At 71.5% G+C, this 23,832-nt stretch carries 25 protein-coding genes; 16 read left to right on the top strand and 9 right to left on the bottom strand.

Going from position 1 to position 23,832, the window contains the following annotated elements; translation table 11 throughout:
* The first annotated feature begins 94 nt into the window (after positions 1 to 94).
* Both H283_RS26600 and H283_RS0110165 read left to right on the top strand, forming a co-directional pair.
* The gene (locus tag H283_RS26600; protein ID WP_020143415.1) at positions 95 to 925 is read left to right on the top strand and encodes an FHA domain-containing protein; all 831 of its coding nucleotides are present in this window, start codon (positions 95 to 97) and stop codon (positions 923 to 925) included.
* A gap of 10 nt (positions 926 to 935) precedes the next feature.
* Positions 936 to 1,331 carry a hypothetical protein gene (locus H283_RS0110165; RefSeq protein WP_020143414.1) on the top strand — a complete coding sequence of 132 codons (396 nt, stop codon included), beginning with the start codon at positions 936 to 938 and terminating at the stop codon, positions 1,329 to 1,331.
* A gap of 73 nt (positions 1,332 to 1,404) precedes the next feature.
* Here the strand turns inward: H283_RS0110165 and H283_RS0110160 are convergent, their stop codons facing one another.
* Positions 1,405 to 2,181 carry an SDR family NAD(P)-dependent oxidoreductase gene (locus H283_RS0110160; protein ID WP_020143413.1) on the bottom strand — a complete coding sequence of 259 codons (777 nt, stop codon included), beginning with the start codon at positions 2,179 to 2,181 and terminating at the stop codon, positions 1,405 to 1,407.
* A gap of 51 nt (positions 2,182 to 2,232) precedes the next feature.
* A complete protein-coding gene (locus H283_RS0110155) occupies positions 2,233 to 3,378 on the bottom strand; it encodes an acyl-CoA dehydrogenase family protein (RefSeq protein ID WP_028785485.1) in 1,146 nt (381 codons plus the stop codon).
* A 148-nt stretch (positions 3,379 to 3,526) separates the two neighbouring features.
* Here H283_RS0110155 and H283_RS26595 point away from each other — a divergent pair, with 148 nt between their 5' ends.
* Together H283_RS26595 and H283_RS0110145 are read left to right on the top strand one after the other, a co-directional pair.
* The gene (locus H283_RS26595) at positions 3,527 to 4,423 is read left to right on the top strand and encodes a peptidoglycan DD-metalloendopeptidase family protein (protein WP_020143411.1); all 897 of its coding nucleotides are present in this window, start codon (positions 3,527 to 3,529) and stop codon (positions 4,421 to 4,423) included.
* A gap of 112 nt (positions 4,424 to 4,535) precedes the next feature.
* Positions 4,536 to 5,807, top strand: a complete 1,272-nt coding sequence (locus H283_RS0110145) for an MFS transporter (protein WP_020143410.1) — start codon at positions 4,536 to 4,538, stop codon at positions 5,805 to 5,807.
* Positions 5,808 to 5,910: 103 nt separating this feature from the next.
* Here the strand turns inward: H283_RS0110145 and H283_RS0110140 are convergent, their stop codons facing one another.
* From H283_RS0110140 to H283_RS0110125, 4 genes are read right to left on the bottom strand one after another with little or no spacing between them, the layout of a single operon-like run.
* Positions 5,911 to 6,984 (bottom strand): ABC transporter ATP-binding protein, encoded by a 1,074-nt coding sequence (locus tag H283_RS0110140; RefSeq protein WP_020143409.1) that lies wholly within the window; start codon positions 6,982 to 6,984, stop codon positions 5,911 to 5,913.
* Positions 6,981 to 7,766 (bottom strand): ABC transporter permease, encoded by a 786-nt coding sequence (locus H283_RS0110135; protein WP_020143408.1) that lies wholly within the window; start codon positions 7,764 to 7,766, stop codon positions 6,981 to 6,983. The genes H283_RS0110140 and H283_RS0110135 overlap by 4 nt, the downstream gene beginning before the upstream one ends.
* A gap of 37 nt (positions 7,767 to 7,803) precedes the next feature.
* Positions 7,804 to 8,643: a molybdate ABC transporter substrate-binding protein gene (gene modA / locus H283_RS0110130; protein WP_020143407.1), complete on the bottom strand. Its 840-nt coding sequence runs from the start codon at positions 8,641 to 8,643 to the stop codon at positions 7,804 to 7,806.
* Positions 8,640 to 9,035 carry a molybdopterin-binding protein gene (locus tag H283_RS0110125; protein ID WP_020143406.1) on the bottom strand — a complete coding sequence of 132 codons (396 nt, stop codon included), beginning with the start codon at positions 9,033 to 9,035 and terminating at the stop codon, positions 8,640 to 8,642. Before H283_RS0110125 ends, modA begins: the two co-directional genes overlap by 4 nt.
* Positions 9,036 to 9,210: 175 nt before the next feature.
* On the opposite strand from H283_RS0110125, the gene H283_RS0110120 reads away from it, so the two are divergent.
* The 5 genes from H283_RS0110120 to gabT all read left to right on the top strand — a co-directional run bounded on the left by H283_RS0110120 (position 9,211) and on the right by gabT (position 12,708).
* Positions 9,211 to 9,609 (top strand): helix-turn-helix transcriptional regulator, encoded by a 399-nt coding sequence (locus H283_RS0110120; RefSeq protein ID WP_020143405.1) that lies wholly within the window; start codon positions 9,211 to 9,213, stop codon positions 9,607 to 9,609.
* Positions 9,606 to 10,118 carry an SRPBCC family protein gene (locus H283_RS0110115; protein WP_020143404.1) on the top strand — a complete coding sequence of 171 codons (513 nt, stop codon included), beginning with the start codon at positions 9,606 to 9,608 and terminating at the stop codon, positions 10,116 to 10,118. Before H283_RS0110120 ends, H283_RS0110115 begins: the two co-directional genes overlap by 4 nt.
* Positions 10,119 to 10,123: 5 nt before the next feature.
* A complete protein-coding gene (locus tag H283_RS0110110; RefSeq protein WP_020143403.1) occupies positions 10,124 to 10,564 on the top strand; it encodes a VOC family protein in 441 nt (146 codons plus the stop codon).
* A 67-nt stretch (positions 10,565 to 10,631) separates the two neighbouring features.
* Positions 10,632 to 11,213 carry a dihydrofolate reductase family protein gene (locus tag H283_RS0110105; RefSeq protein ID WP_020143402.1) on the top strand — a complete coding sequence of 194 codons (582 nt, stop codon included), beginning with the start codon at positions 10,632 to 10,634 and terminating at the stop codon, positions 11,211 to 11,213.
* Between the two features lie 157 nt (positions 11,214 to 11,370).
* On the top strand, positions 11,371 to 12,708 hold the full coding sequence (gene gabT / locus H283_RS0110100; RefSeq protein WP_020143401.1) for a 4-aminobutyrate--2-oxoglutarate transaminase: 1,338 nt from the start codon (positions 11,371 to 11,373) through the stop codon (positions 12,706 to 12,708).
* A 134-nt stretch (positions 12,709 to 12,842) separates the two neighbouring features.
* Here the strand turns inward: gabT and H283_RS0110095 are convergent, their stop codons facing one another.
* The 3 genes from H283_RS0110095 to H283_RS0110085 all read right to left on the bottom strand — a co-directional run bounded on the left by H283_RS0110095 (position 12,843) and on the right by H283_RS0110085 (position 17,019).
* Positions 12,843 to 15,215, bottom strand: coding sequence for an immune inhibitor A domain-containing protein (locus H283_RS0110095; RefSeq protein ID WP_028785484.1), 2,373 nt, complete (start codon positions 15,213 to 15,215; stop codon positions 12,843 to 12,845).
* A gap of 311 nt (positions 15,216 to 15,526) precedes the next feature.
* On the bottom strand, positions 15,527 to 16,345 hold the full coding sequence (locus H283_RS0110090; protein ID WP_020143399.1) for an SGNH/GDSL hydrolase family protein: 819 nt from the start codon (positions 16,343 to 16,345) through the stop codon (positions 15,527 to 15,529).
* A complete protein-coding gene (locus tag H283_RS0110085) occupies positions 16,342 to 17,019 on the bottom strand; it encodes a uracil-DNA glycosylase (protein WP_020143398.1) in 678 nt (225 codons plus the stop codon). Before H283_RS0110085 ends, H283_RS0110090 begins: the two co-directional genes overlap by 4 nt.
* A 44-nt stretch (positions 17,020 to 17,063) precedes the next feature.
* On the opposite strand from H283_RS0110085, the gene H283_RS0110080 reads away from it, so the two are divergent.
* The 7 genes from H283_RS0110080 (at position 17,064) to H283_RS0110050 (ending at position 23,803) form a co-directional block, all read left to right on the top strand.
* Positions 17,064 to 18,242, top strand: coding sequence for an N-acetylglucosamine-6-phosphate deacetylase (locus tag H283_RS0110080; protein WP_020143397.1), 1,179 nt, complete (start codon positions 17,064 to 17,066; stop codon positions 18,240 to 18,242).
* Between the two features lie 9 nt (positions 18,243 to 18,251).
* Complete coding sequence (locus tag H283_RS0110075; protein WP_020143396.1) at positions 18,252 to 18,899, top strand: HAD family hydrolase; 648 nt, start codon at positions 18,252 to 18,254, stop codon at positions 18,897 to 18,899.
* A 146-nt stretch (positions 18,900 to 19,045) separates the two neighbouring features.
* The gene (locus H283_RS0110070) at positions 19,046 to 20,407 is read left to right on the top strand and encodes a pyridoxal-dependent decarboxylase (protein ID WP_020143395.1); all 1,362 of its coding nucleotides are present in this window, start codon (positions 19,046 to 19,048) and stop codon (positions 20,405 to 20,407) included.
* A gap of 241 nt (positions 20,408 to 20,648) precedes the next feature.
* The gene (locus tag H283_RS0110065) at positions 20,649 to 20,948 is read left to right on the top strand and encodes a DUF3263 domain-containing protein (protein ID WP_020143394.1); all 300 of its coding nucleotides are present in this window, start codon (positions 20,649 to 20,651) and stop codon (positions 20,946 to 20,948) included.
* Positions 20,949 to 21,043: 95 nt separating this feature from the next.
* Positions 21,044 to 21,508, top strand: a complete 465-nt coding sequence (locus tag H283_RS0110060) for a GNAT family N-acetyltransferase (protein ID WP_020143393.1) — start codon at positions 21,044 to 21,046, stop codon at positions 21,506 to 21,508.
* Positions 21,505 to 22,575 carry a P1 family peptidase gene (locus tag H283_RS0110055; protein WP_020143392.1) on the top strand — a complete coding sequence of 357 codons (1,071 nt, stop codon included), beginning with the start codon at positions 21,505 to 21,507 and terminating at the stop codon, positions 22,573 to 22,575. The genes H283_RS0110060 and H283_RS0110055 overlap by 4 nt, the downstream gene beginning before the upstream one ends.
* A 208-nt stretch (positions 22,576 to 22,783) precedes the next feature.
* Positions 22,784 to 23,803, top strand: a complete 1,020-nt coding sequence (locus H283_RS0110050) for a type IV toxin-antitoxin system AbiEi family antitoxin domain-containing protein (RefSeq protein ID WP_020143391.1) — start codon at positions 22,784 to 22,786, stop codon at positions 23,801 to 23,803.
* Positions 23,804 to 23,832: the final 29 nt, after the last annotated feature.

The following is a 23,832-nucleotide window of genomic DNA, read 5'->3' as shown; positions in this document are numbered from 1 at the left end:
ACGGCAACAGAGGGCGCGCACCCATCCACCGTTCCGCCGTCGCCGCGCGCCCTCGGCTGGTACGGGCGCCGAGGATGCCCGGAGGGGACAGGTCATGCACACGGACCACTCGACACACGTCACCGTTCTCGCGCCCGAGTCGGATCACGACCGGCGCTACCGGCTCGGTGAGGACGACCTTCTCGTCGGGCGCGCCGAGGCGTGCGACCTGCGCTTCGACGACCCCTACCTCAGCCGGGTCCACGCCAAGCTCGAGGTCAGGTCCGGTCGGGTGCTCATCCGGGACCTCGGCTCCTCGGGAGGCACCTGGGTCAACGACGAGCGGGTCGAAGGCGTGGTCGAGCTGCACGTCGGCGACGTCGTGACCATGGGTCGGGTCCGGCTCAGGGTCTCGACCGACGGATCGGGGACGCGCGTGCTACCACCGGTCGGGCCGACACCGGCCGAGGCTCTGCCGCGAACCGGTGCCGACCGCCGCCCTGAGCCCGGAGTTCGCTACGACGTCGACGAGCAACGCGCCGGCACCATCAACAACGTCGGGCGTGACCAGTTCAACGCCTACATCCACCAGCGCGAGAGCTTCCTGCGTGAGATCGCTGCGACGCGGACGAGGGCCCGATGGCTCCTGTGGAGCGGTTTCGTCGTCTTCGCTCTCGGTTTCGGCGTCCAGCTGTTCGGCTCCGTGGGTTTCATGCAGGGCATCACGGGAGCCCTCGATGAGGGCTTCACCGCGGCGCCGGGAACGACGAACCCGCCAGCCCTGCCGTCGATGGGCAGCTTCCAGCTCGCCTTCATCGGCGCCGCGGTCTCGTCGGTCGGCGTCGTGCTGTTCGTCATCGGACTCGTGCTGCACGTCGTCGCCGCCTCGCGACGCAAGCGGGTCGACCGGGACATGCCCGCACGGCCCTGGTCACACGACAGCTGAGGAGACCGCCATGACCTTCAACATCAACAACCAGAACGCAGGCACGATCAACAACGTCGACGGCGACCAGCACGTCCACGGCGGGCAGCGCTCGACGGTCCGCCTGCACCAGGACCTCAACCAGGGTCGAGACGCCGTGGCCGACCTCCGATCAGCCATCGACGCGTGCCCCGAGGCGACGGCAGACCCGGTGACGCGGCACGAGGCCCGGTGCATCGACGAGGCACTCGAAGGGGAGGAGCCCGACCGGGCGGCGGCGGCGTCGGCGCTCGAGCGACTGACGCAGCGGCTCAGGTCGCTCGGCGCCCTGGCGTCGGCCGGTGCCGCCCTCGTGGAGCCGATCCGCGCCCTCGCCGGCTGGCTCGGACCTCTGGCCAGCGGCGTGTCGACGATGCTGCCCCTGTGAGGCTCGCCCGGAAGACGCGTGTGCCGCCCCGCGGCAACGTCAGGTGGCACACGTCGGACGGGGCGGCGGGGCCTCAGCGCGGCGGCATACGCAGGGCGCCGTCGAGGCGGATGACCTCGCCGTTGAGCATGGGGTTGTCGACGATGTGGCGCACGAGGTTGGCGTACTCCTCGGGGCGGCCGAGGCGCGAGGGGTGGGGGACCTGCTTCTCGAGGACCTCCTTGACCTCGCCCGGCAGTCCGGCGAGCATCGGCGTCTCGAAGGTGCCGGGGGCGACCGTCATGACGCGGATCGCCTTGTCCGCCAGGTCTCGAGCAGCCGACAGGGTGAGGCCGACGATGCCGCCCTTGCTCGCGGCGTACGCGGCCTGGCCGATCTGGCCGTCGAAGGCGGCGATGCTGGCCGTGTTGACGATGACGCCGCGGTCGCCGTCGACGGGCTCGTTGCCGAGCATGGCCGCTGCCGCGAGACGCAGGACGTTGAACGACCCGACGAGGTTGATGTCGATGACCGTCCGGAACGTCTCGAGGGAGAGCGGGCCGCCTCGCCCGATGACGCGACCGGGGGTGGCGACACCAGCGCAGTTGACGGCGATGCGCAGCTCGCCGAGCGCGGTGGCCCGGTCGATCGCGGCCTGCACCTGGGTCTCGTCGCGCACGTCGGCCGCGACGAAGACGGCGCTGCCCTCGCGCTGCGCGTTGAGCTCGTCGACGAGCGCCGGCGCGGTGGAGCCCTCGAGGTCGATGATGACGACGGTGGCGCCGTCGGCGACGAGGCGGCGTACGGTGGCACCGCCGAGGCCGGAGCCCCCACCGGTGACGACGGCGACGGTGGACGAGTTCAGCTGCATGACAAGCCTTTCGGGCGTCGGGAGGTCAGCGGGAGCAGATGCCGGTCGGGGTCAACGGGCGAGGAGCTGGCGCGAGATGACGAGGCGCTGGATCTGGTTGGTGCCCTCGAAGATCTGGGTCACCTTCGCCTCGCGCATGTAGCGCTCGAGCGGGAAGTCCTCGGTGTAGCCGGCGCCGCCGAGCACCTGGACGGCGTCGGTGGTCACCTTCATGGCCGCGTCGGTCGCGACGAGCTTCGCGACGGCGGCCTCCTTGCCGAAGCCCCGCCCCGCGTCCTTGAGGCGGGCGGCATGGAGGTAGGTGGCGCGCGCCGAGGTGACCGCGGCCTCCATGTCGGCGATGAGGAAGGCGAGTCCCTGGAAGTCTGCGATGCGTCGGCCGAACTGCTGTCGCTCGGTCGCGTAGTCGGCGGCGGCGTCGAGGGCGGCCTGGGCCAGGCCCGTGGCGGCGGCGGCGATGCCGAGGCGTCCGGCGTCGAGGGCCGACAGGGCCATCTTCATGCCGTCGCCCTCGTGACCGACGAGCCGCGAGCCGTCGACGGGAACGCCGTCGAACATGACCTGGGCGACGGGGTCGCAGTGCAGCCCCATCTTGCGCTCGGGCTCGGCGAAGGTCAGGCCAGTGGCGTCACCGGGGACGATGAAGGTCGACAGGCCCTTGCCGCCCTCGTCGGACGTGCGCGCGAAGGTCGTGTAGTAGTCGGCGTGCCCGGCGTGCGAGATCCACGCCTTGGTGCCCTTGAGCGACCAGCCGTCGCCGGAGCGGGTTGCCCGCGTCGTCATCGAGGCGATGTCGGAACCGGCCAGGGGCTCGGAGAGGCAGTAGGCACCGAGCTGCGCACCCGAGAGCATCCCCGGCAGGAGGGCCTCCTGCTGCTCGCGGGTGCCGAAGGTCGCGACGGGATAGGCCGTGAGGCTGTGCACGCTGACCCCGACGGCCACGCTCATCCAGACCGAGGCGATCTCCTCGACGACCTGGAGGTAGACCTCGTAGGGCTGGTCGGCCCCACCGAACTCCTCGGCATAGGGCAGTGACAGCAGGCCGGCCCGGCCCAGCGTGCGGAAGGTCTCCTCGGGAAAGGTGCGGGCGCGTTCGGCGTCGTCGACCTTGGGCGCGAGGTCCTTGCGGCAGATCTCTCGCGTCAGCTCGATCAGGTCGGTGGCTTCGTCGGTCGGCATCAGCCTCGTCGCTGGCATGGCTCGATACTAGGACGTCCGAGCATTTCGTCCAAAGTGTGAGACGGACCCGGTGGGCGGACGGGCTGGCAAGGGGTTAGCCGCTTGTTAGGCCACGCCGGTTCAGTGGCCGTACAGGGCACCACCTCACCGCTCGGAAGGACACGAGATGTTCAGGAGATTCGCAGTCGGACTGGTCGCCGTGCTCGGCGTCGCAGCCGCCCTCGTCGGCACCGCGCCGAACGCCAACGCCACGGCCCGCAACGGGGTGTGCGAGTCCGGCGAGTTCTGTCTCTACTACAACAGCGGCAACGCCGGGTCGCGCGTCGACCTCGTCAACTCGCAGCGCGACTACGGCACCGGCTCGGGGTGCATCGAGTTCGTCAGCAGCGGCTCGGGCCAGGGCCAGTGCGTCAAGAACAACACCGCGTCGGTCTGGAACCGCACGGGGAAGTCGGTCTTCGTCTTCTACAACAGCGACTTCGGCGGCACCTACGACGAGGTGCCCAACGGCGCCCAGGTCGACCTCAACGCCAACGTCAAGAACAACAACGCCTCGCAGATCATCGGCGACGCGTCGCTGCGCTTCCCGCTCGCCGTCAACCAGGCCGACATCAAGAACCGCACGCCGCACTGGTGCTGGGACAGCAAGGTCAACTGCCACCACGACTACAACGCCTCCGACATCTTCGCCGCGACCGGTACCTCGGTCCTCTCCCCGGTCAACGGGACGGTCATGACGAAGAACATCCGCGCGGGCAGCACCGGCTGCGACAGCGTCGGCAGCACCGTCACGGTCAAGGACGGCTTCGGCCGCCTCTGGTACTTCGCCCACATGGACGACAGCCCCGCCCCGGTCGTCTCGGTCGGGCAGTCGGTGACCAAGGGCCAGCGCATCGGCTACGTCGGGACGAAGTACCACGCCCTCTGCACCGACTCGCACCTGCACATCGACATGCGGGTCGGCGTCGACTCGCGTGTCTCGTGCAGCGCGGCCGCGTGCGCGAGCTACGGCTTCGTCAACAACCAGCCCCTCCTGCGCAACGCCTTCCTCGCGCTCCCCTGAGCGCCCGACCGGTGGCCGGGACCGCTGAGGTCCCGGCCACCGCCGCGCCCAGCGGGCGGGCGTCCCGGAAACCCCGGGGACGCGGGCACCCCGCAGGCCCTACCGTCGGAGCGTGCTCACGCTCCTGCGGCGTCCGCTGCGCGAGGCGGACGCGACGTCCACCTTCTACGTGCTGACGGCTGTCGCCGCCTTCGCCTTCGCGGCGTGCTTCACCCTGAACCTCGTGTTCCAGTACCGCGTCGTCGGCCTCGACCCGTTCCAGATGGTCCTCGTCGGCACGGTGCTCGAGGCGACGTGCTTCGTCTTCGAGGTGCCGACGGGGATCGTCGCCGACCTGCACAGCCGCCGCGTCTCGGTCATCATCGGCTTCCTCCTCGTCGGGGTCGGCTTCGCCGTCGAGGGCGTCGTCGCGACCTTCGCTGCCGCGCTCGTCGGCAACGTCGTCTGGGGCATCGGCTACACCTTCACGTCCGGTGCGCTGCAGGCGTGGATCACCGACGAGGTGGGTGAGGAGCACGTCGCGCCCGTCTTCACGCGCGAGACCCAGCTCGACCTCGCCTTCGGCTTCCTCGGCACGCTGGCCGCGGGCGGTCTGGGTCTCATCGCCCTGCGGGTGCCGATCGTCGTGGCCGGCGTGACGCTCGTGCTCCTTGCCGTGGGCCTGGCGGTGGCGATGCCCGAGCGCCACTTCCACCCGACGCCACGCGGTGACCGCGAGACGTTCGGACACCTCAGGGACCAGTTCGTCGCGGGTCTCGCCGTGGCTCGCGGACGACGGGTCGTGCGCGTCTTCCTCCTCGTCAGCGTGCTCGTCGGCCTGTCGAGCGAGGTCTTCGACCGGCTCTGGCAGGTGCGCGTGCTCGACACCTTCGCGATGCCGGCGGTCTTCGGCAGCGACCCCGCCGTGGCGTTCACGGTCTTCGCGCTCATCGGGTCGGTCGTGTCGCTGCTCGCGTCGGGGGCGAGCAGCCGCTGGCTGCCGGCACGGGTGGTCGAGGAGAACCCGGGACTGCCGGTGGCGCTCGCCGCCGCGGCGCAGGTCGTCGCCGTCGTCGGGGTCGCCCTGCTCGGGAACCTGTGGCTCGTCCTCATCGCGCTGTGGCTGCACAACGCGAGCAGCGCCTTCAGCGCGCCGATCCAGGCGACGTGGCTCAACCGCAACCTCGAGTCGTCGTCGCGGGCGACGGTGCTGTCGATGAACAGCCAGGCCAACGCGATCGGCCAGGTCGCGGGCGGGCCGCCCCTCGGGGCGCTCGCGACCCGGACGTCGATCCCCGTGGCGCTCATCGTGGCGGCGGTCGTGCAGCTGCCGTCCGTGCTCGCCTTCCTCCGCGTCCGCCACGCGGCCACCCCGTCGAGTGAGCGCCCCGTCACCGTCGAGTGAGCGCGCGGCACCGCGAAGGATGGGGCCACGCGCTCACTCGAGCGGGGCCGAGCGCTCACTCGAGTGGGACCACGCGCTCACTCGAGTGGGTGGGAGGGGAGGCTCAGCGGGGGTAGGTGCGCACCTCGGTGGCCTTGACGGCCGCCCACACGTCCTGACCGACCTGCAGCCCCAGCGCCGTGACCGACTCGAGCGTCACCTCGGCGGTGAGCGGCACCTCGCCGACGAGACCGATGCGGGCCGACTGGCCCTGCATGGTCACGGACGCGATGCGCAGCCGCCAGGTGTTGCGTGGGGACCCTTCCGGGTGGTGACGGTGCAGCGACACGGCACTCGGTGGCACCGTCGCCCACACGGCCCCCTCCGTCGGGCTCGTCGTGACGATGAGCCCACCGTCCGCGGTGTGCACGTGACCGTGCGAGTCTCCCTGCGCGGCATACAGGTTGAGCCCGACGACGGTGCCCACGTAGGCACTCCGTGGCTCGCTCAGCACCTCGGCGGGTGTGCCGAACTGGGTGACCCGTCCGTCCTCGACGAAGACGAGGTGGTCGGCGAGCGTCAGTGCGTCGAGGGGGTCGTGGGTGACGAGCACCGTCACGCCGTCGTATGCCGTGAGGCGGGCTGCGAGGTCGCTGCGTGTCCGTGCGCGCGTGTCGGGGTCGAGGGCAGCGAGCGGCTCGTCGAGGAGGAGGAGCGCCGGGTCGGTGGCCAGGGCGCGGGCGAGGGCCACGCGGGCCTGCTGTCCCGACGAGAGCTCGCGGGGGCGTGCGGCGGTGCGGTCGGAGAGGCCGACGCGCTCGAGCTCGGTGCGCGCGCGGTCTCGCGCCTCGTGCCGCCCGACGCCGCGGCTGCGCGGGCCGAAGGCGACGTTGTCGAGGGCCCTCAGGTGAGGGAAGAGCAGGCTGTCGGCGAGCATGAGCCCGACCGCGCGCTGCTCCGGCGCGAGGCGCCGCCGCCCGTCGTCCCACACCTGGCCGCCGACCCGGACGTGGCCCTCGGCGAGGGGCAGCACGCCGGCGAGCGCGAGCACCGTGGTCGTCTTGCCGCCGCCGTTGGGGCCGAGGACGCCGATGACCTGTCCGGGCTCGGCGGTCAGGGTCACGTCGACCTCGATCTCGCCGCGGGACAGGCGGATCCGCGCGTCGAGTCCGTCCCCGACGCGGCTCGGAGCGCTCATCGGAGCCACCGCCCGCGCAGCACTCCGAGGACGAGCACGCTGACCGCGAGCAGCATGATGCTGATCGAGATCGCCACCTGCGGGTCGCGCTCGAGCTCGACGTAGACGAGCAGCGGCAGGGTCTGGGTGCGGCCCTGGAAGTTGCCGGCGAACGTGATCGTGGCGCCGAACTCGCCGAGCGCCCGCGCCCAGGCCAGCGCGAGGCCGCTCGCGATCCCGGGCAGGACGAGCGGGATCCCGACGGTGCGCAGGTAGCGCAGGTCGCTCGCCCCGAGCGTGCGGGCCACGGACTCGAGCCGGGGGTCGAGCCCGCGCATCGCCCCCTCGACGGCGAGGACGTAGTAGGGCATGGCGACGAAGGTCTCCGCGAGCACGACGGCCACCGTCGTGAACGGGATCTGGATGCCGAAGGGCGTCAGGTACTGGCCGATGAGGCCGTTGCGTCCCCACGTCATGAGCAGGGCCACGCCGCCGACGACGGGTGGCAGGACGAGGGGCACCGTGAGCAGAGCGCGGACCCAGCTTGTCGCCCGGTGCTCGGAGCGCGCGAGGAACCAGGCCAGGGGAGTGCCGAGCAGGAGGCACAGGACGGCCGTCACCGACGTCGTCGTCAGCGACAGGCGCAGCGCCGGCAGGACCGTCGGGGTCGCGAGGTCGGCGGGGATGCGCGCCCAGTCGGCGCGGAGCAGCAGGGCGACGAGCGGCACGACGAGCAGCAGCAGGGCGAGTGCCGCCGGCACGCCGAGCGCGACGCGCGAACGCCACCGGACGGCATACCTCATGTCACGCCATCCTGCCGGTGGCCGGCCGAGCCGCTGCTCAGGGCGCGCCGAAGCCGAACGACTGCACGGTCGCCAGACCCTCGGCGCTCAGCAGGTAGGCGACGAAGGCCTTCGTCGCCGCGTCGTCGGACAGCGTGATGACGGGGTAGGACAGGCTCGTGTTGAACTGCGAGGGGATCTCGACGCCCGTGACGGCGTCCTTCGCGGCGACGACGTCGGAGTGGTAGACCACCGCGGCGTCCGCCTCGGCGAGCTTGATCTTGGAGAGGGTCGCCTTGACGTCGACCTCCTTGCTCACGACGTTGGGCACGATCCGGGCCTTGGCGAAGGTGGCCTGCGCGGCCTTGCCGCACGGGACGGTGTCGGCGCAGAGGACGACCTTGACGGTCGGCTTCGCGAGGTCGTTGATCGAGGTGACCGCTCCCGGGTTGCTCGGCGGCACGGCGATCTCGAGGACGTTGGTGGCGAAGTTCTTGGTGTCCTTGACCATGCTCTGGTCGAGCGGCTTGGCCGCGGCCGTGCCGGCGAGGGCGATGACCGACGCGGGCGCTCCGTTGTCGACCTGCTGCACGAGGGTCGCGCTGGAGCCGTAGGACGTCTCCACGGTGACCCTGGGGTGGGCCGCCTCGAAGTCCTTCTTCAGCTGGTCGAACGACTCGGTCAGCGACGCTGCGGCGAGGACCGTCACGGTGCCCTGGAGGGAGGCCGCCGAGGCACCGGACTTCCCCGGTTGCCCGGTGCCGTCGGCGGACGGGGTGGAGCTGCCGCAGCCGGCGAGGAGCACGGCGGCGGCGGCAGCGAGGGCGGTGACGGTGGGAGCGAGGGTACAGCGGAGGCTCCGGGGGGCTCGCGGGGCTCGGGGGAGCGGCGTGCTCATGCGGGGACCTCCACGACGACGTGGGTCGACTTGACGCTCGCGACGGCGACGGAACCGACCTCGAGCGCGAGGTCGTCGACGGACTCGCTCGAGAGCAGCGAGACGATGCGGAACGGCCCGCACTGCAGCTCCACCTTGGCCATGACGGTGTCCTTCGTGATGGCGGTGACGATGCCGCGCATCCGGTTGCGCGCGGACGCACCCCCGATGGTGCCGACCGCAGCCGGATGCGCGAGCTCCTGGGCCACGGCTGCGAGCTGGGCGCCGTCCACCGTCCGGCGGCCGGCGTCGTCGGTGGACCCGTCGAGGCGGCCGGAGTCGACCATCCGACGGACGGTGTCGTCGGAGACGCCGAGGAGGGAGGCAGCCTCGGTGATACGCAGATGCGGCATGAGCGTGACTCTACACCCGCACGTGCGGAGAAACAGTGCTGATGTATGCCGCGTGCGCGCCTTGAGCGCGCTCGCTCGCTGCGTGGTCGGCGGGCGTCGTCGGGGAACAGGGGTTGACGGAGCGGTGCCCGACGGCTTTAATCAACGTATTAGTTGATCAAGGAGTTAGTTGACAATGATTCTCTCGCCCGTCTCGGATGCGGACCTCGACCGCGCCTTCGCGGCACTGGCCGATCCCGTCCGGCGCGCCATCATCGCCCGACTCAGCCGGGGCGCGGCGACCGTCAACGAGCTCGCCGAACCGTTCGAGATCAGCAAGCAGGCCGTCAGCAAGCACATCCAGGTGCTCGAGCAGGCCGGCCTCGTGAGCCGGACCCGCGACGCCCAGCGCCGCCCGGTCCATCTCGAGGCCGCCCGCCTTGAGGCGATGACGGCCTGGATCGACCGCTACCGGCTCGCCGCCGAGCAGCGCTTCCGGTCGCTCGACGCCGTCCTCGAGCGGACCACCTCACCTGCAGGGCCCACAGCACCTGCAGCAACCACACCGAACACCGACAAGGAGCAGCAGTCATGACCAACCCACTCACCCTCGACATCCCCGCCGGCGTGCCGTGGATCGACTTCACGCGCGAGTTCGACGCCCCCGTCGAGGCCGTGTTCAACGCCCACCGCGACCCCGAGCTCGTCCGCCAGTGGCTCGGCCCGCGGGGCTACGAGATGCAGATCGAGCGCTGGGACTTCACGTCCGGCGGCGGCTACCGCTACACCCACCGCGACGGCGACAACGTCTACGGCTTCCACGGCACCTTCCACACGGTCCGCGACAACGACTTCGCCGTCCAGACCTTCGAGTTCGAGGGGGCTCCCGACGAGGTCGCCATCGAGTTCATGCACTTCGTCGACCTGGGCGGCGGCCGCTGCCGGCTCGAGGGCCGCAGCGTCGGGCGCACGGTCGAGGGCCGCGACATGATGGTCGAGAGCGGCATGGAGCAGGGCATGGCCCAGGGCTACGAGCGGCTCGACGAGCTCGTCGCCGCGTCGGCGTCGTCGTCGGCCTCCGCACCCGCCCCGGCCCAGGGCTGACCGCCGTGGACTGGACGCTCGAGGTCGTCATCGTCCCGGTCAGCGATCTCGGGGCCGCGATCGCCTTCTACCGCGACCAGGTCGGCTTCGACCTCGACCACGAGACGCAGAACGAGCACATGCACGTCGCCCAGCTGACGCCGCGCGGCTCCGGGTGCTCGATCGTCGTCGGCGACCTCCCGTCGCAGCAGGCGATGGCGCCCGGTTCGCTCCACGGCATCCAGCTCGTCGTGGCCGATGCCGCCGCGGCTCGGGACGAGCTCGTCGGTCGGGGCGTCGAGTGCTCCGACGTCCAGGTCATCGACCCACGCGACGGGGGCACGTTCTTCGGCTTCTCCGACCCCGACGGCAACTCGTGGGCCGTCCAGGAGCTCAAGGTCCGCGCCGAGAAGCCGCTCATCCCGCACGAGGCGCGAGGCCGCTTCGGCGAGGGCGTCGAGCTCTGACCCAACCGACCGGCGGCGCGACGACAGGGTGCGCCGCCGGTCCCCGGCCCAGCGATCCAGGAGGACCATGAGCACCGTCGTCTTCGACATCAGCCTGTCGCTCGACGGCTTCGTCACCGCCGCCCCGCAGACCCCGGCGAAGCCGCTCGGACCGGGCGGCGAGCAGCTGCACGGCTGGCTCGTCGACCGCGAGTACCTCGAGCGCGCCGTCAGCGCCCTCGGAGCCGTCGTCGCCGGACGCACCACCTACGACCACTCGATCCACGGGTGGGGAGCCGACGGACCCTCCGGCGACGCCCGACGTCCGGTCTTCGTCGTCACCCACGAGGCGCCGGACCCCGGCACCGTCCCGGAGGGTGGTGTCTACACGTTCGTCACCGACGGGCTCGAGTCCGCGATCGAGCAGGCTCGGGCCGCGGCCGAGGGGCGCATCGTCACCGTCATGGGCGGCGCCGACCTCGGGCGCCAGTGCATCGGCGCCGGCCTCGTCGACGAGGTGTCGCTCCACCTCGCCCCGGTCCTCTTCGGCAGCGGCACCCCGATGTTCGCCGGTCTCGACGTCGGCCACGTCCAGCTCGAGCTGCTCGAGGCGGCCAGCACCCCCGAGACCGTCCACCTGCGCTACCGGGTGCTCACTCCCGCCGGCTGACCCGCCGCCACCCTCACCGAACGACGCGTTCGGTCGTGAACTCAGGGTTCTGCCGCTGAGTTCGTGACCGAACGCGGCGTTCGGATGCGGATTGCGAAGGTGTGCCGCGCCCGACCCGGGTTCCGCTGGGGGGCCCGCGGACGGCATACTGACGGGCATGAGCAACGTCCCCCAGCAGCGGCTCCTGCAGACCGCGATCCCCGGCCCCAAGTCGGCCGCGCTCCAGGCCCGCAAGACGGCGGCCGTGTCCGCCGGCGTCTCCACCGGCCTGCCGGTCTACATCGAGCGCGCCGGCGGCGGCATCCTCGTCGACGTCGACGGCAACCAGCTCATCGACTTCGGCTCCGGCATCGCCGTGACGACCGTCGGCAACGCCGCGCCGCGCGTCGTCGACCGCGTCACCGCGCAGGTGCAGGACTTCACCCACACGTGCTTCATGGTGACCCCCTACGAGGAGTACCTCGAGGTCGCCGAGGCCCTCAACGACCTGACGCCCGGCGACCACGACAAGCGCACGGCGCTCTTCAACTCCGGCGCCGAGGCCGTCGAGAACGCCGTCAAGGTCGCCCGTCACTTCACCGGCCGCAATGCCGTCGTCGCCTTCGACCACGCCTACCACGGGCGCACCAACCTCACGATGGCGCTCACGGCCAAGAACATGCCCTACAAGCACCGGTTCGGCCCCTTCGCCGGTGAGGTCTACCGCGCACCGATGAGCTACCCGTACCGCTGGCCCGGCGGCGCCGCCGACTGTGCCAAGGAGAGCTTCGACGCGTTCGTCACGCAGGTGCACGCGCAGGTGGGGGAGGACAACCTCGCCGCCGTCATCCTCGAGCCGATCCAGGGTGAGGGCGGGTTCATCGTCCCCGCACCGGGATTCGTCAAGCAGGTCGCCGACTGGTGCGCCGACAACGGCATCCTCTTCATCGCCGACGAGGTGCAGACCGGCTTCTGCCGCACCGGTGACTGGTTCGCGAGCGAGCACGAGGGCGTCGTGCCCGACCTCATCACGACCGCCAAGGGCATGGCAGGCGGCCTGCCGCTCGCCGGTGTCACGGGCCGAGCCGACGTCATGGACTCCGTCCACGGTGGCGGCCTCGGCGGCACCTACGGCGGCAACCCCGTCGCGTGCGCGTCCGCGCTCGGTGCCATCGAGACGATGAAGGAGGAGGACCTCTGCGCCCGGGCCAAGCAGGTCGAGGCCCTCTTCGTGCCGCGCCTGCAGGCCCTCGCCGAGCGCTACCCGCAGATCGGCGACGTCCGCGGCCGTGGGGCCATGCTCGCCGTCGAGCTCGTCAACGGCCCCGGCGACCTCACGCCCAACGCCACCCTGACCGGCGCCGTCAACAAGGCCTGCCACGCCGAGGGCCTCGTCACGCTGACGTGCGGCACCTACGGCAACGTCTTCCGTTTCCTCCCGCCGCTCGCCGCCAGCGACGAGCTGCTCTCCGAGGGTCTCGACATCTTCGAGAAGGCGTTCGCCGCCTCCGTCTGAGGCGCGACGCCCCGAGGGGGTATGCCGTCCGGTTGCCTTCCAGCGCACCCGAGCCGGACGGCATACCTCCTCAACGACAGTGAGGCCCGTCCCAAGATGGGGACGGGCCTCACTGTCTCACAAGGGGATCCGCGTCAGCGCTTCCAGACCTTGATCGTCATCGACGTGCCGTTCTGACCGGTGATACCGATGTTGACACCGTTGTTCTGGACCTTCACACCCGTCGTCGGGGTGCTCGAGTACCAGTACTGCTTGCTGTCGTCGAACACCGGCTGGGCGGGCTTGCCCGTGATCCGGTAGCCGACGCTGTTCTTGTGGTACGTGAACGAGTCGGACGTCTCCAGCGAGAACGGGGCGTCGTAACCGGCGATGCGCGGACGCAGGAGCGTGCCGTCACCGACTGGCACCGGCGCCGGGTTGGCGTCGATCGGCAGGATCTCGCCCTCACCCGGGTGCGCGCCCGTGTTGTTGTCGGCCTGCGAGAGGTCCCAGTAGCTGATGAGCAGGCCATCCTGGTAGGGGAAGTGCTCGACGAAGTCGGGCTTCGTGTTGAGCCAGCCGAAGTTGTACGGACCGCTCTGGAGGTACTGGTCGAACGAGACGTAGTCACGGTGCGACGCGATGTAGTAGTTCGGGTAGTCCGTGGTCGTCTCGCTGCCGACGGCCGAGAAGCCGTCGAGGGTCCAGCCCTCGTCGCCCGTCTCGGCACCGGAGCTGACGATCGTGGTGCCACCCGAGACGACCTTGACCTCGTCGACGAAGAAGCCGCGCTCGGTGTAGGCCGGGTCGGTCGCGTAGCGGAAGCGCAGGCTCACCGTCTTGCCCGCGTAGGCGGACAAGTCGAACGTGGCGGGAACCCACGTGTCGTTCGTGGAGCCGGTGATGCCGTTGTTCTCGTTGCCGGTGATGTTGCCCGGGATGGTCGCCCAGCCGGAGCCGTCGTTGACCTCGACGTAGGCGAAGTCGCAGGTGCAGTCCTCGATGAAGTAGTTCGTCTGGAACGACAGCGTCGAGGTGCCTGCGGCGAGGGTGACGTCACGCGTCATGGTCGCGTTGGTCGCGTCCTCGCGTCCGCCGTACCAGGTCTTCGACCCGGCGTAGGGCGCAGCGAGCTTCGTGACGACGGTCTTGTCGGGCAGGCCCACGATGACGGCCTGCTTCTTGGCCGTGTTGTACTCGTGCGGGCCGAGGTCGACCGTGGTGCCGGCGGCAGTGGCGGCCGGGATGTACTGGTAGTCGAGCCAGCCGAGGAAGAGCTTCTCCCAGGCGCCGAAGTCGGAGCCGCGCGAGCCGATCGACTTGTCCTTCGGGCCGGCCTGGCGGCTCTGGGACATCATCGACCACCAGTTGACGCCGTTGTCAGCGCCGGTGGCGGTGTCGTAGAGGTCGGGCAGACCGAGGTCGTGGCCGTACTCGTGCGTGAAGACGGACATGCCGCCGTTCTCGGGCTGGATCGTGTAGTCGCCGACCCAGATGCCGGTGGCGCCGATCTGCGTGCCACCGTTGAGGTTGCCCGCGGGGCCCTGGCTGCCGGCCGTGTTGTAGTAGGCGAACCAGCGGTGCGACCAGATGGCGTCCTCGCCCTGGATCGGGTCGCCGTCGGCCTGGTCGCCGCCCGCGTGCACGATCTGGAAGTGGTCGATGTAGCCGTCGGGCTCGTTGAAGTTGCCATCACCATCGGCGTCGTAGCGGTCCCACTGGTCGTACGTCGCAAGAGTCGCCTTGATCTGGGCGTCGGACTGGCCCTTGGCCTTCTGGTCGGCGACCCACTGGTTCACGGCATCGCGAACGAGGGCCCACGTGTTGGTGCACACGTGCGAGCCGCAGACGTCGCGGCCGTAGCGGGCCTCGTTGTAGGGCACCTTGACCCAGTCGGAGACCTGGCCGTCGATGCTGTAGCGGCCCGAGCTCTGGCGCTCGTACCACTGCTTGACGGTCTCCTGGGTGCCTCCGGCGCCGATGGTGCCGCCGTTGCCGAAGTAGAGGTTCTGGAAGTAGTCGCGGCTGTAGTTCGCGTTCCAGTTCGTGGAGTTGTCGAGCGTGCGGTTCGGCTGCGGGATCGCGTTGTGCAGCGGGCCGTCCCACGTCGTCGGGCCGGGCGTCGCCGGGTCGGAGTCGACGTCGGGGTAGCTGGCGCTGCGCTGGTTCCCGAACTCGGCGAGCACCACGAAGATCTTGTCGGTGCCCGTGCGGCTGAGCTCGACGTACTCATCCGTCGCGCCCGTGCCCCGCTTGCCGGTCGAGATCTTGGCGACGGTGCTCTTGCCCTGCTTGACGGCGGTGGCCTTGCCGTCCAGCACCTGGGTGAGGGCGCGCTGCTTGAGGGCGCGGGCCTTGTCCTGCTGCGGGCTCGAGAACTCGTCCGAGCCGGCCGGTGCCGGGGCGTCGCCGACGTGCACGTTGTTCGGGCCGGCCGTGGGGAGGGCGCCGACCATCGGGGCTCCGACGGACACCCCCATCCCTGCGGCGAGGGCGAGGCTGAGAAGCCCCAAAGATGTCCTACGCACGAAACCTCCTTGTTTCGACGGCACGGGTGGCCGTCAGTGCGCAAACACGTGCGGCCCCGATCGGGAGCCGCACGCTGTGTGTGGGATGGACGGCCGGCGCCCCCGCGCACGACCCGAGGGAGACCTAATCACTTCCCCGCCACCCGGCACCAGAGGTGGAGTCCGAAAATTTCAGGAGATCCTCAGGACGTTCCCGACATGTTCCGAAGGTCTGGCGGTACCGAGCCGGGTCGCCTGCAGGACCTCCCACTCCGAGTCTGTGAGTTGACTGGGAGTCGGCTGAGTCGTGGCCCGGTTCGGCAAGTGCGTGATCAGTCGAACGGGGTCACGTCAGGACGCTTGGCCTGGCGGTGGTCGCCCGAGCTGCGGCCGGTGAGGCGGCGGTGGACCCACGGGCCGACGTACTCCTTGGCCCACTGAGCGTTCGCCTGCAGCGCCTCGCGGCGGCCGATCGGGGGAGCGGGCTCGAGCGGTGTCGCCCAGTCGGTCTCGGCCGGGGTGTGGCCGAGGGTCTCGAGGGCCGCGAGGGCGACGCGGCGGTGGCCCTCGGTCGTCATGTGGATGCGGTCCTCGCTCCACATCCGCCAGTCGCGCACCGCGTGCAGGCCCCACTGGTCGATGACGTGGGCGCCGTTGCGTCGGGCGATGCTCCAGATGTTGGCGGTGTGGATCGCTGCTCGGCCGCGGGTGGCCTTGACGAGCGGGGCGTCCGCGGGGTCGACGGGGGTCGCCATGAGCACGTCGGCACCGGTCGCCCGGATGCGGGCCACGGCGGCCTCGAGGCGCGCGGCGAGGCCGTCGAGGTCGGCCTTGGGCCGGAGGATGTCGTTGCCGCCACCGACGATGCTGACGAGGTCGGGCTGGAGCGACAGGGCGTCCTCGAGCTGGGGGCCGACGACGTCGGCGAGCTTGCGCCCGCGGACGGCGAGGTTGGCGTAGCCGAAGTCGAGCCCGTCGGCACGGGCGATCTCCGAGAGGTGCGACGCGAGCCGGTCGGCCCAGCCGGCGAACTCGCCGTCGTGGCCGAACGTCGGGTCGTCGTCGCACATGCCTTCGGTGAAGGAGTCGCCGATGGCGACGAAACGGGTCCAGACCGTCGGCCCGGAGACCTCGGGGGTGGGCTGGGTCATGTCAGCCTCCAGTCGATGGGAGCCGCGCCCTGCTGGGCGAGGAGGTCGTTGGTGCGGCTGAAGGGCCGCGAGCCGAAGAAGCCGGAACGGGCCGAGAGCGGCGACGGGTGGGCCGACTCGATGCGCGGCACGTCGTCGAGCATCGGCGCGAGCGACTGCGCCTGCCGTCCCCAGAGGATGGCGACGAGCGGCCCGCCACGTGACACCAGGGCCGAGATCGCTTGTGCCGTAACGGTTTCCCAACCCTTGCCCTGGTGGCTGGCGCTCGCCCCGGGGCGCACCGTCAGGACCCGGTTGAGCAGCATGACGCCGCGCTCGAACCATGGCGTGAGGTCGCCGTTGCCCGGCGTCGGGAGGCCGAGGTCGGTGCCGAGCTCCTGGTAGATGTTCTGCAGCGACCGCGGGACCGGCCGCACGTCCGGCGCGACGCTGAAGCTGAGCCCCACCGGGTGGCCGGGCGTCGGGTAGGGGTCCTGGCCGACGACGAGCACTCGCACGTCCGGCAGCGGCAGCGAGAAGGCCCGCAGCACCCGGTCGCCGGCGGGCAGGTAGCCGCGGCCGGCCGCGACCTCGGCGCGCAGGAACTCGCCCATCGCGGTGATGGTGTCGGCCACCGGCTCGAGCGCCGGGACCCACGTCGGGTGGACGAGGTCGCTGAGGGGTCGGGCTGGCACGGCCTCACGCTACCCCCGCCCGGCGTGCGACAGAATCGACCCCGATGAACCTCACACTGCGCGGACCCGCCCTCGTCGACGACACCGTGCTGCCCGACGTCCTCGTCCACGTCGAGGGCGAGCGCATCACGGCGGTCACCCCGGTCACCGCGGGCGACGGGCCCCCACCCGGCGACGGCGCGACCGAGCGGGTGAGCGGGACGATGGTGCCGGCATACGTCGACATCCACTGCCACGGCGGCGGCGGGACGGCGTTCACCGACCTGCGCGACGACGCCGCGGCCGCTGCGGCCGAGCACCACCACGCCCACGGCTCGACGAGCCTGCTCGCGAGCCTCGTCACGATGAGCCCGCGCGACCTCGAGCGTGGGGTCGCGATGCTCGCCGAGCTCGCCGACGACGGCGTCGTCGACGGCATCCACCTCGAGGGCCCGTGGCTGTCGGAAGCCCGCTGCGGTGCCCACGACCCGGCGCTGCTCCGTGACCCGTCGCTCGCCGAGGTCGAACGCCTCATCGCCCTCGGCCGCGGTCACCTGCGCCAGGTGACGCTCGCCCCGGAGCGCGCCCACGGCCTCGACCTCGTCCGCTGGCTCACGACGGCCGGCATCCACGCGGCGATCGGCCACACGACGGCGTCCTACGCGCAGGTCGAGCAGGCCGTCGTCGCCGGCGCCGACCTCGCCACCCACCTCTTCAACGGCATGGACCCGTGGCACCACCGCAAGCCGGGCGCCGCCCCGGCACTGATGCGTGCGGCCGCCCGGGGCCACGTCACCGTCGAGCTCATCGCCGACGGCGCCCACCTCTCGGACGACACCGTGCGCACCGTCCTCGACCTCGTCGGCGCCGACCACGTCGCCTTCGTCTCCGACGCGATGGCCGCGGCCGGGGTGGGGGACGGCGCCTACGTCCTCGGCGGCCTCTCGGTCGTCGTCGACCGTGGCATCGCGCGCCTCGCGCGCGACCCCGACGGCACGAGCCCCGGGTCCATCGCCGGTGGCACGAGCCACGTCTCCGACATCGTCGCGCGCGCCGTCGCGTCGGGCGTCCCGATGGCGTATGCCGTCCGCCCCGCCACGCGCACGCCCGCCCGCGCGCTCGGGCTGGCCGACCGGGGCTCGATCGCGGTCGGGGCCCGGGCTGACGTCGTGGTCGTCGACGACGCCGCCCGGCCGACCCGGGTCATGAGACGAGGGCGGTGGCTGGAGCCGTCGCTGCTCTAGGCTCGGCCGGTGACGTTTCCCCGCTGGTCCACCGCCGTCTTCGACCTCGACGGCACCCTGGCCGACACGATCAACCTCATCGTCGAGTCCTACCAGCACGCGTTCCGCACGGTCCTCGGGCACGAGGAGGATCCGGACGTCATCCGCTCGTGGATCGGCCGCCCCCTCATCGGCGCCTTCCGCGACCACTCGCCCGAGCACGCCGACGAGCTGTACGCGACGTACCTCCAGTGGAACGCCGACAACACCGAGCGCCTCATCCGCGGCTACGACGGCGTCGTCGACGTCCTCGGTGACCTGCGTACCGCCGGTGTCCACGTCGGGGTCGCCACGTCGAAGCGACGCGAGTCGGCGCAGCAGGCCATGGACATCCTCGGCATCAGCGAGCACGTCGACGTCCTCGTCGCCATGGAGGACACCGAGCGGCACAAGCCCGACCCGACTCCGCTGCTGCTCGCCCTCGACCGGATGGGCCGCGGGTCCAACGACGCCGTCTACGTCGGAGACGCCGTGGTCGACGTCCTCGCCGGCAAGGCCGCGGGCATGGACACCGTGGCGGTGACGTGGGGTGCCGGCATGCCCGACGCGCTCCACGGTGTGCGGCCCACCGCCGTCGTCGCTTCCGCCGACGAGCTGCGCACCGCCCTCCTCGGCTGAGGCCCCGCAGACACTCCGCGAACGCGGCGTTCGGTGCTGAACGCGCTGCTCTGACACTGCGTTCGAGACCGAACGCCGCGTTCGGTGAGGGGGGTGGGTCGCCGTCGGCGGAGTGCGGCTCGGGCCGCAGGGCCTAGCATCTGTGCGTGCACAGCTTCGACAAGGACGCCGACCACGTCGCCGTCGACAAGGTCCTCAGCTACGCCCGCGAGCGCCTGCTCATGGACCCCATCCCGCTCGACGGAGCGCAGCCGGAGGCCTACCTCCGGGCGGCCGCCGGCCAGACCATCACCGCCAGTGGCCTCGGCTCGACGCGGGCCATGGAGCTCTTCGAGCACACCCTCGCGCCCGCGTGCCTCTCGACCGACCACCCGCGCTACCTCTCCTTCATCCCGTGCGCCCCGACGCGTGAGGCCGCGGCCTTCGACGTCGTCGTCGGCGCCTCGTCGATCTACGGCGGGTCGTGGATGGAGGGCGCGGGCGCGGTCTACGCCGAGAACCAGGCGCTGCGCTGGATCAGCGACCTGGCGGGCCTACCGTCCGAGGCCGGTGGCGTCTTCGTCCCGGGTGGGACGGTGGGCAACCTCTCGGCGCTCGTCGTGGCACGGCACACGGCCCGGGCGAAGGCCAGGGAGGCGGGCACGGGAGCGCGTCCCTACCGGATCGCCGCCACGGACAACGCCCACTCGTCCGTCGTCTCGATGGCGGCCGTCATGGACGCCGAGGTCTGCGGCGTGCACGTCGACGACAAGCTGCGCCTCACCGGTTCAGAGCTGCGAAAGACCTTGGAGGAGAACGGTCCCGAGACGTTCTTCGCCGTCGTCGCGACGAGCGGCACGACGAACTTCGGCGTCGTCGACGACCTCGAGTCGGTCGCCGAGGTGTGCCGCGAGTACGGCCTCTGGCTTCACGTCGACGGGGCCTACGGAGGCGCCGGCCTCGCCGCACCATCGGTGCGCCACCTCTTCAACGGCATCGAGCACGCGGACTCGTTCATCGTCGACCCGCACAAGTGGCTCTTCGCGCCGTTCGACTGCTGCGCCCTCATCTACCGCCGGCCGGAGCTGGCGCGCGTCGCGCACACGCAGGAGGCGGGCTACCTCGACGTCATCACGAAGTCGGCCGAGTGGAACCCGACCGACTACTCCATCGGCCTGACGCGCCGGGCGCGCGGCCTGCCGCTCTGGTACTCCCTCGCCGTGCACGGCACCGACGCCTACGTCGACGCCATCGAGAGCACCCTCGAGGTGACCCGCTTCGCCGCCGACGAGATCGGGCGCCGCGACTACCTCGAGGCGGTGCGCGAGCCCGACCTGTCGGTCGTCGTCTTCCGCCGCCTCGGCTGGGAGGCCGAGGACTACCAGGCGTGGACCGACCGGCTCCTGGCCCAGGAGTTCGCCTTCGTCGTGCCGACGACCTTCCGCGGTGAGACGCTGACCCGCTTCGCCATCGTCAACCCGCACACCACCAAGGAGGACGTCAACGCCATCCTCGATACGATGGCCTGACCCGGGTGGGTCGTCGGGTCGTCGTGGACGACCGCCGGCACCGACCCGGCACCGACGCGATGGAGCGTCACGGGTGGGGCGCGCGAGGCTCGTGGGACGCATGTTCCGGGCGGTGCGGCGACCTGCCGACGACATGCCGCGCCACGCCTGAACTGAATGACACCCTTGTCATTTCGGTCTAGGGTGTGACCGGAGCCAACGCACGACGCGACACGCAGCACGACTGCAGCGAGACGGGGACATGAGCACAGAACACGCCACGGCGCAGCCGCAGCGCCACGAGTCCGAGGACGGCCTCAGCGCGCGCGACCTCGAGATCCTGGCGTTCGAGCGCCAGTGGTGGAAGTACGCCGGCTCGAAGGAGCAGGCCATCAAGGAGCTCTTCGACATGAGCTCCACGCGTTACTACCAGGTGCTCAACGCGCTGCTCGACAGCCCCGAGGCCCTCGAGGCCGACCCGATGCTCATCAAGCGCCTGCGCCGGATGCGCGCGAGCCGCCAGCGGGCGCGTACGACCCGCCGCCTCGGCATCAACGTCTGACGCCTGCCGCCTGACGCGTCCCACCCGCTGGGCCGCGCGCCCCGGCCGGGCCGTGGTTGCGCGCCGCCAGGGCGCGCCCGTGGTTCACTTCCCTCATGGCCGAGGTGACGATCCGCCGTGCGTCCGCCGACGACGCGCTCATCGTCGCCGCGCTCCACCTCCAGTTCGCCCGCGAGCTGGGTATGCCGTCCGAGACCGGCTACCTCGACCGTTTCGTCGACGCGTGGCTGGCCGAGCGGCCCGACCGCCCGACGTGGATCGCCGAGAGCCGGGGCGACCATGCCGGCATCCTCGAGACCCGGCGCATCCGCGCGCTGCCGTGGCCCGGGCGCAAGGACGTCTCGTGGCTGCATGTCGGCGGCCTCTTCGTCGCGCCGGGCTGCCGTGACCGCGGCGTCGGCCGGGCCCTGACCGAGGCGATGATCGAGTGGTCCCGCACGACCGACGTCAAGTGGATCCGGCTCAACGCCCCCGACGACCGCGCGCAGGAGTTCTACGAGCGGCTCGGCTTCAGCTCGCCGGGACGCCTCATGGAGTTCGACCTCAGGGACCCGCAGTGAGCGATGCTCCCTTCGTCGTGGCCCCGGGTCCGACGAACTCCCTCGTCGACGTCGCGGGCCTGCGGGTGGGCCACTGCACCCGTGACGAGCCGGGCTGGCTCACCGGCGTCACCGTCGTGCTCGCGCCGGACGGAGGCGCCGTCGCCGGCGTCGACGTGCGCGGCGGCGGTCCGGGCACCCGAGAGACCGACCTGCTCGACCCGCGCAACCTCGTCGACCGCGTCGATGCGGTCGTCCTCGGCGGTGGGTCCGCGCTCGGCCTCGCCGCCGCGGACGGAGTCGCCGACGCCCTGCTCGACGACGGGATCGGCTGGCCGATGGGCGAGTCGGGACACGTCGTGCCGATCGTGCCGTCCGCGATCCTCTTCGACCTGGGACGCGCCGGCACGTGGGGCCACCGTCCGCGCGCGGAGGACGGGAGGGCGGCATACGCCGACGCGTCGGCCGCCGCGGTCGCCCAGGGCTGCGTCGGTGCCGGGACCGGCGCCGCGGTGGGTGGCTTCAAGGGTGGGATCGGCTCCGCGAGCGTCGTGCTCGAGTCGGGCACGACCGTCGCCGCGCTCGTCGCCGTCAACGCCGTCGGCTCGGCCGTCGACCCGGCCACCGGGCTGCCGTATGCCGTGGGGCTCGGTCTCGGCGACGAGCTGGCCCACGTCGGTCGGCCGGGTGCCGCCGAGCTCGAGTCGTCGCGCGCCCGGGCCGAGGCGCTGCCGGCGAACGCCGGCCGACCGGGGCTCGCCACGACGGTCGGGGTCATCGCGACGGACGCCACCCTGACCAAGGCCCAGTGCCAGAAGATGTCCGGCATCGGGCACGACGGCTACGCGCGGGCCCTCAAACCGGTGCACACCCTCTTCGACGGCGACACGCTCTTCACGCTGGCGACGGGTGCGCAGCCGGCACCCGACCCCGTCGAGCAGACCCTGCTCATGGAGGCGGGCGCGGACTGCGTCGCCCGGGCGATCGTCCACGCACTGGTCGAGGCGACGTCGGTCGACCGGACGGCCGACGGCGGTGTCGCGCTGCGCTCCTGGTCCGACGCCTTCCCGTCCGCGCTCGCGCGCTGACGCCGGCGCCCGCGCGCCGACGCCGGCGCCCGCGCGACGGCCTGTTGCTTGCGGGTCTCAGGTCGTGGAGTTCTTCCGGCTCCTGGTGCCGAGAGATCTCCTCGACCGGTCATTCGGGTGGTCCACAGCCCCCGCGGCGCGCCAGGTGTCGTCCACAGGTGTGGCCCTCTACCTCGTGGCTGGTGGGAGCCGCAGCGACCCTCGAGGCATGGACCTGGCGAGTGCGCATGACGTCCTTCGCTCGCAGGACGGGGTCATCTCGAGGACGCAGGCCTTCGACTGCGGCCTCGACGACAGCGACCTGGAACGGCTGTTGCGCCGTCGGGAGCTCGCGCGGATCCATCCCGGTGTTTACGTCGACCACACCGGCCGGCCCACCTGGACCCAGCGAGCCTGGGCGGGCGTGCTCTTCCACTGGCCGGCTGCGCTCGGCGGGAGCTCCGCGCTTCGAGCGCACGGCGTCAGATCGGCCGCGGGCGAGGGGACTGGTGTGTCCTTGCTCGATCGCGAGATGTCGCCCGGGCGGCCCGCTCTGGAACCTGTTGAGGTCGTCGTCGACGCGAGCCGCCGGGTCGCTCCACCTGAGGGGGTGCTCGTGACCCGCCGAACCGACTTCGAGCGCCGCGTGCAGCTCCATCTCTCGCCGCCGCGCCTGCGGCTGGACGAGGCACTGCTCGACGTCGCCTCCTCCTGCCCTGACGAGGCTACGGCCGTCGCCGTCCTGGCCGACGCCTGCCAGCAGCGGGTGACGACGGCCGCCCGACTGCACGACGTGCTGTCGTCGCGGGGTCGGCTCTCGCGCCGACAGCTGCTGCTCCCGATCCTCGACGACGTGGCCGCGGGCACGATGTCGGTGTTCGAGCGGCGCTACCTGCACGGTGTGGAGCGGTCTCACGGGCTGCCGACGGCGAGGCGGCAGGTCAAGGTCGTCACACGGCGGGGCGTGACGTACCGCGACGTCGAGTACTCCGACTTCGCCGTCGTCGTGGAACTGGACGGGCGGTTCGTCCACGCCGGACCGGGGCGTGAGTGGGCCGACCTCGAGCGCGATGTCGATGCCGTCGCCCGCGGCGAGTCCACGCTGCGGCTCGGGTGGGCCCACATCCTCGAGCCCTGCCGGGCGAGCGTGCTCGTCGGACGGCTCCTCCGGTCCCGCGGCTGGGAGGGTGAGCCCGGCTCGTGCGGTCGGGACTGCCGTGCGGGCGGAGGTGGGAGGCGGGCGGCATGAACCGCCTGTCGTGCTACGGGTTCGTGGAG

Source organism: Terracoccus sp. 273MFTsu3.1 (genome assembly GCF_000383675.1).
Taxonomy (GTDB): Bacteria; Actinomycetota; Actinomycetes; order Actinomycetales; family Dermatophilaceae; genus Terrabacter.
This window is presented reverse-complemented; position numbering and strand designations above follow the sequence as displayed.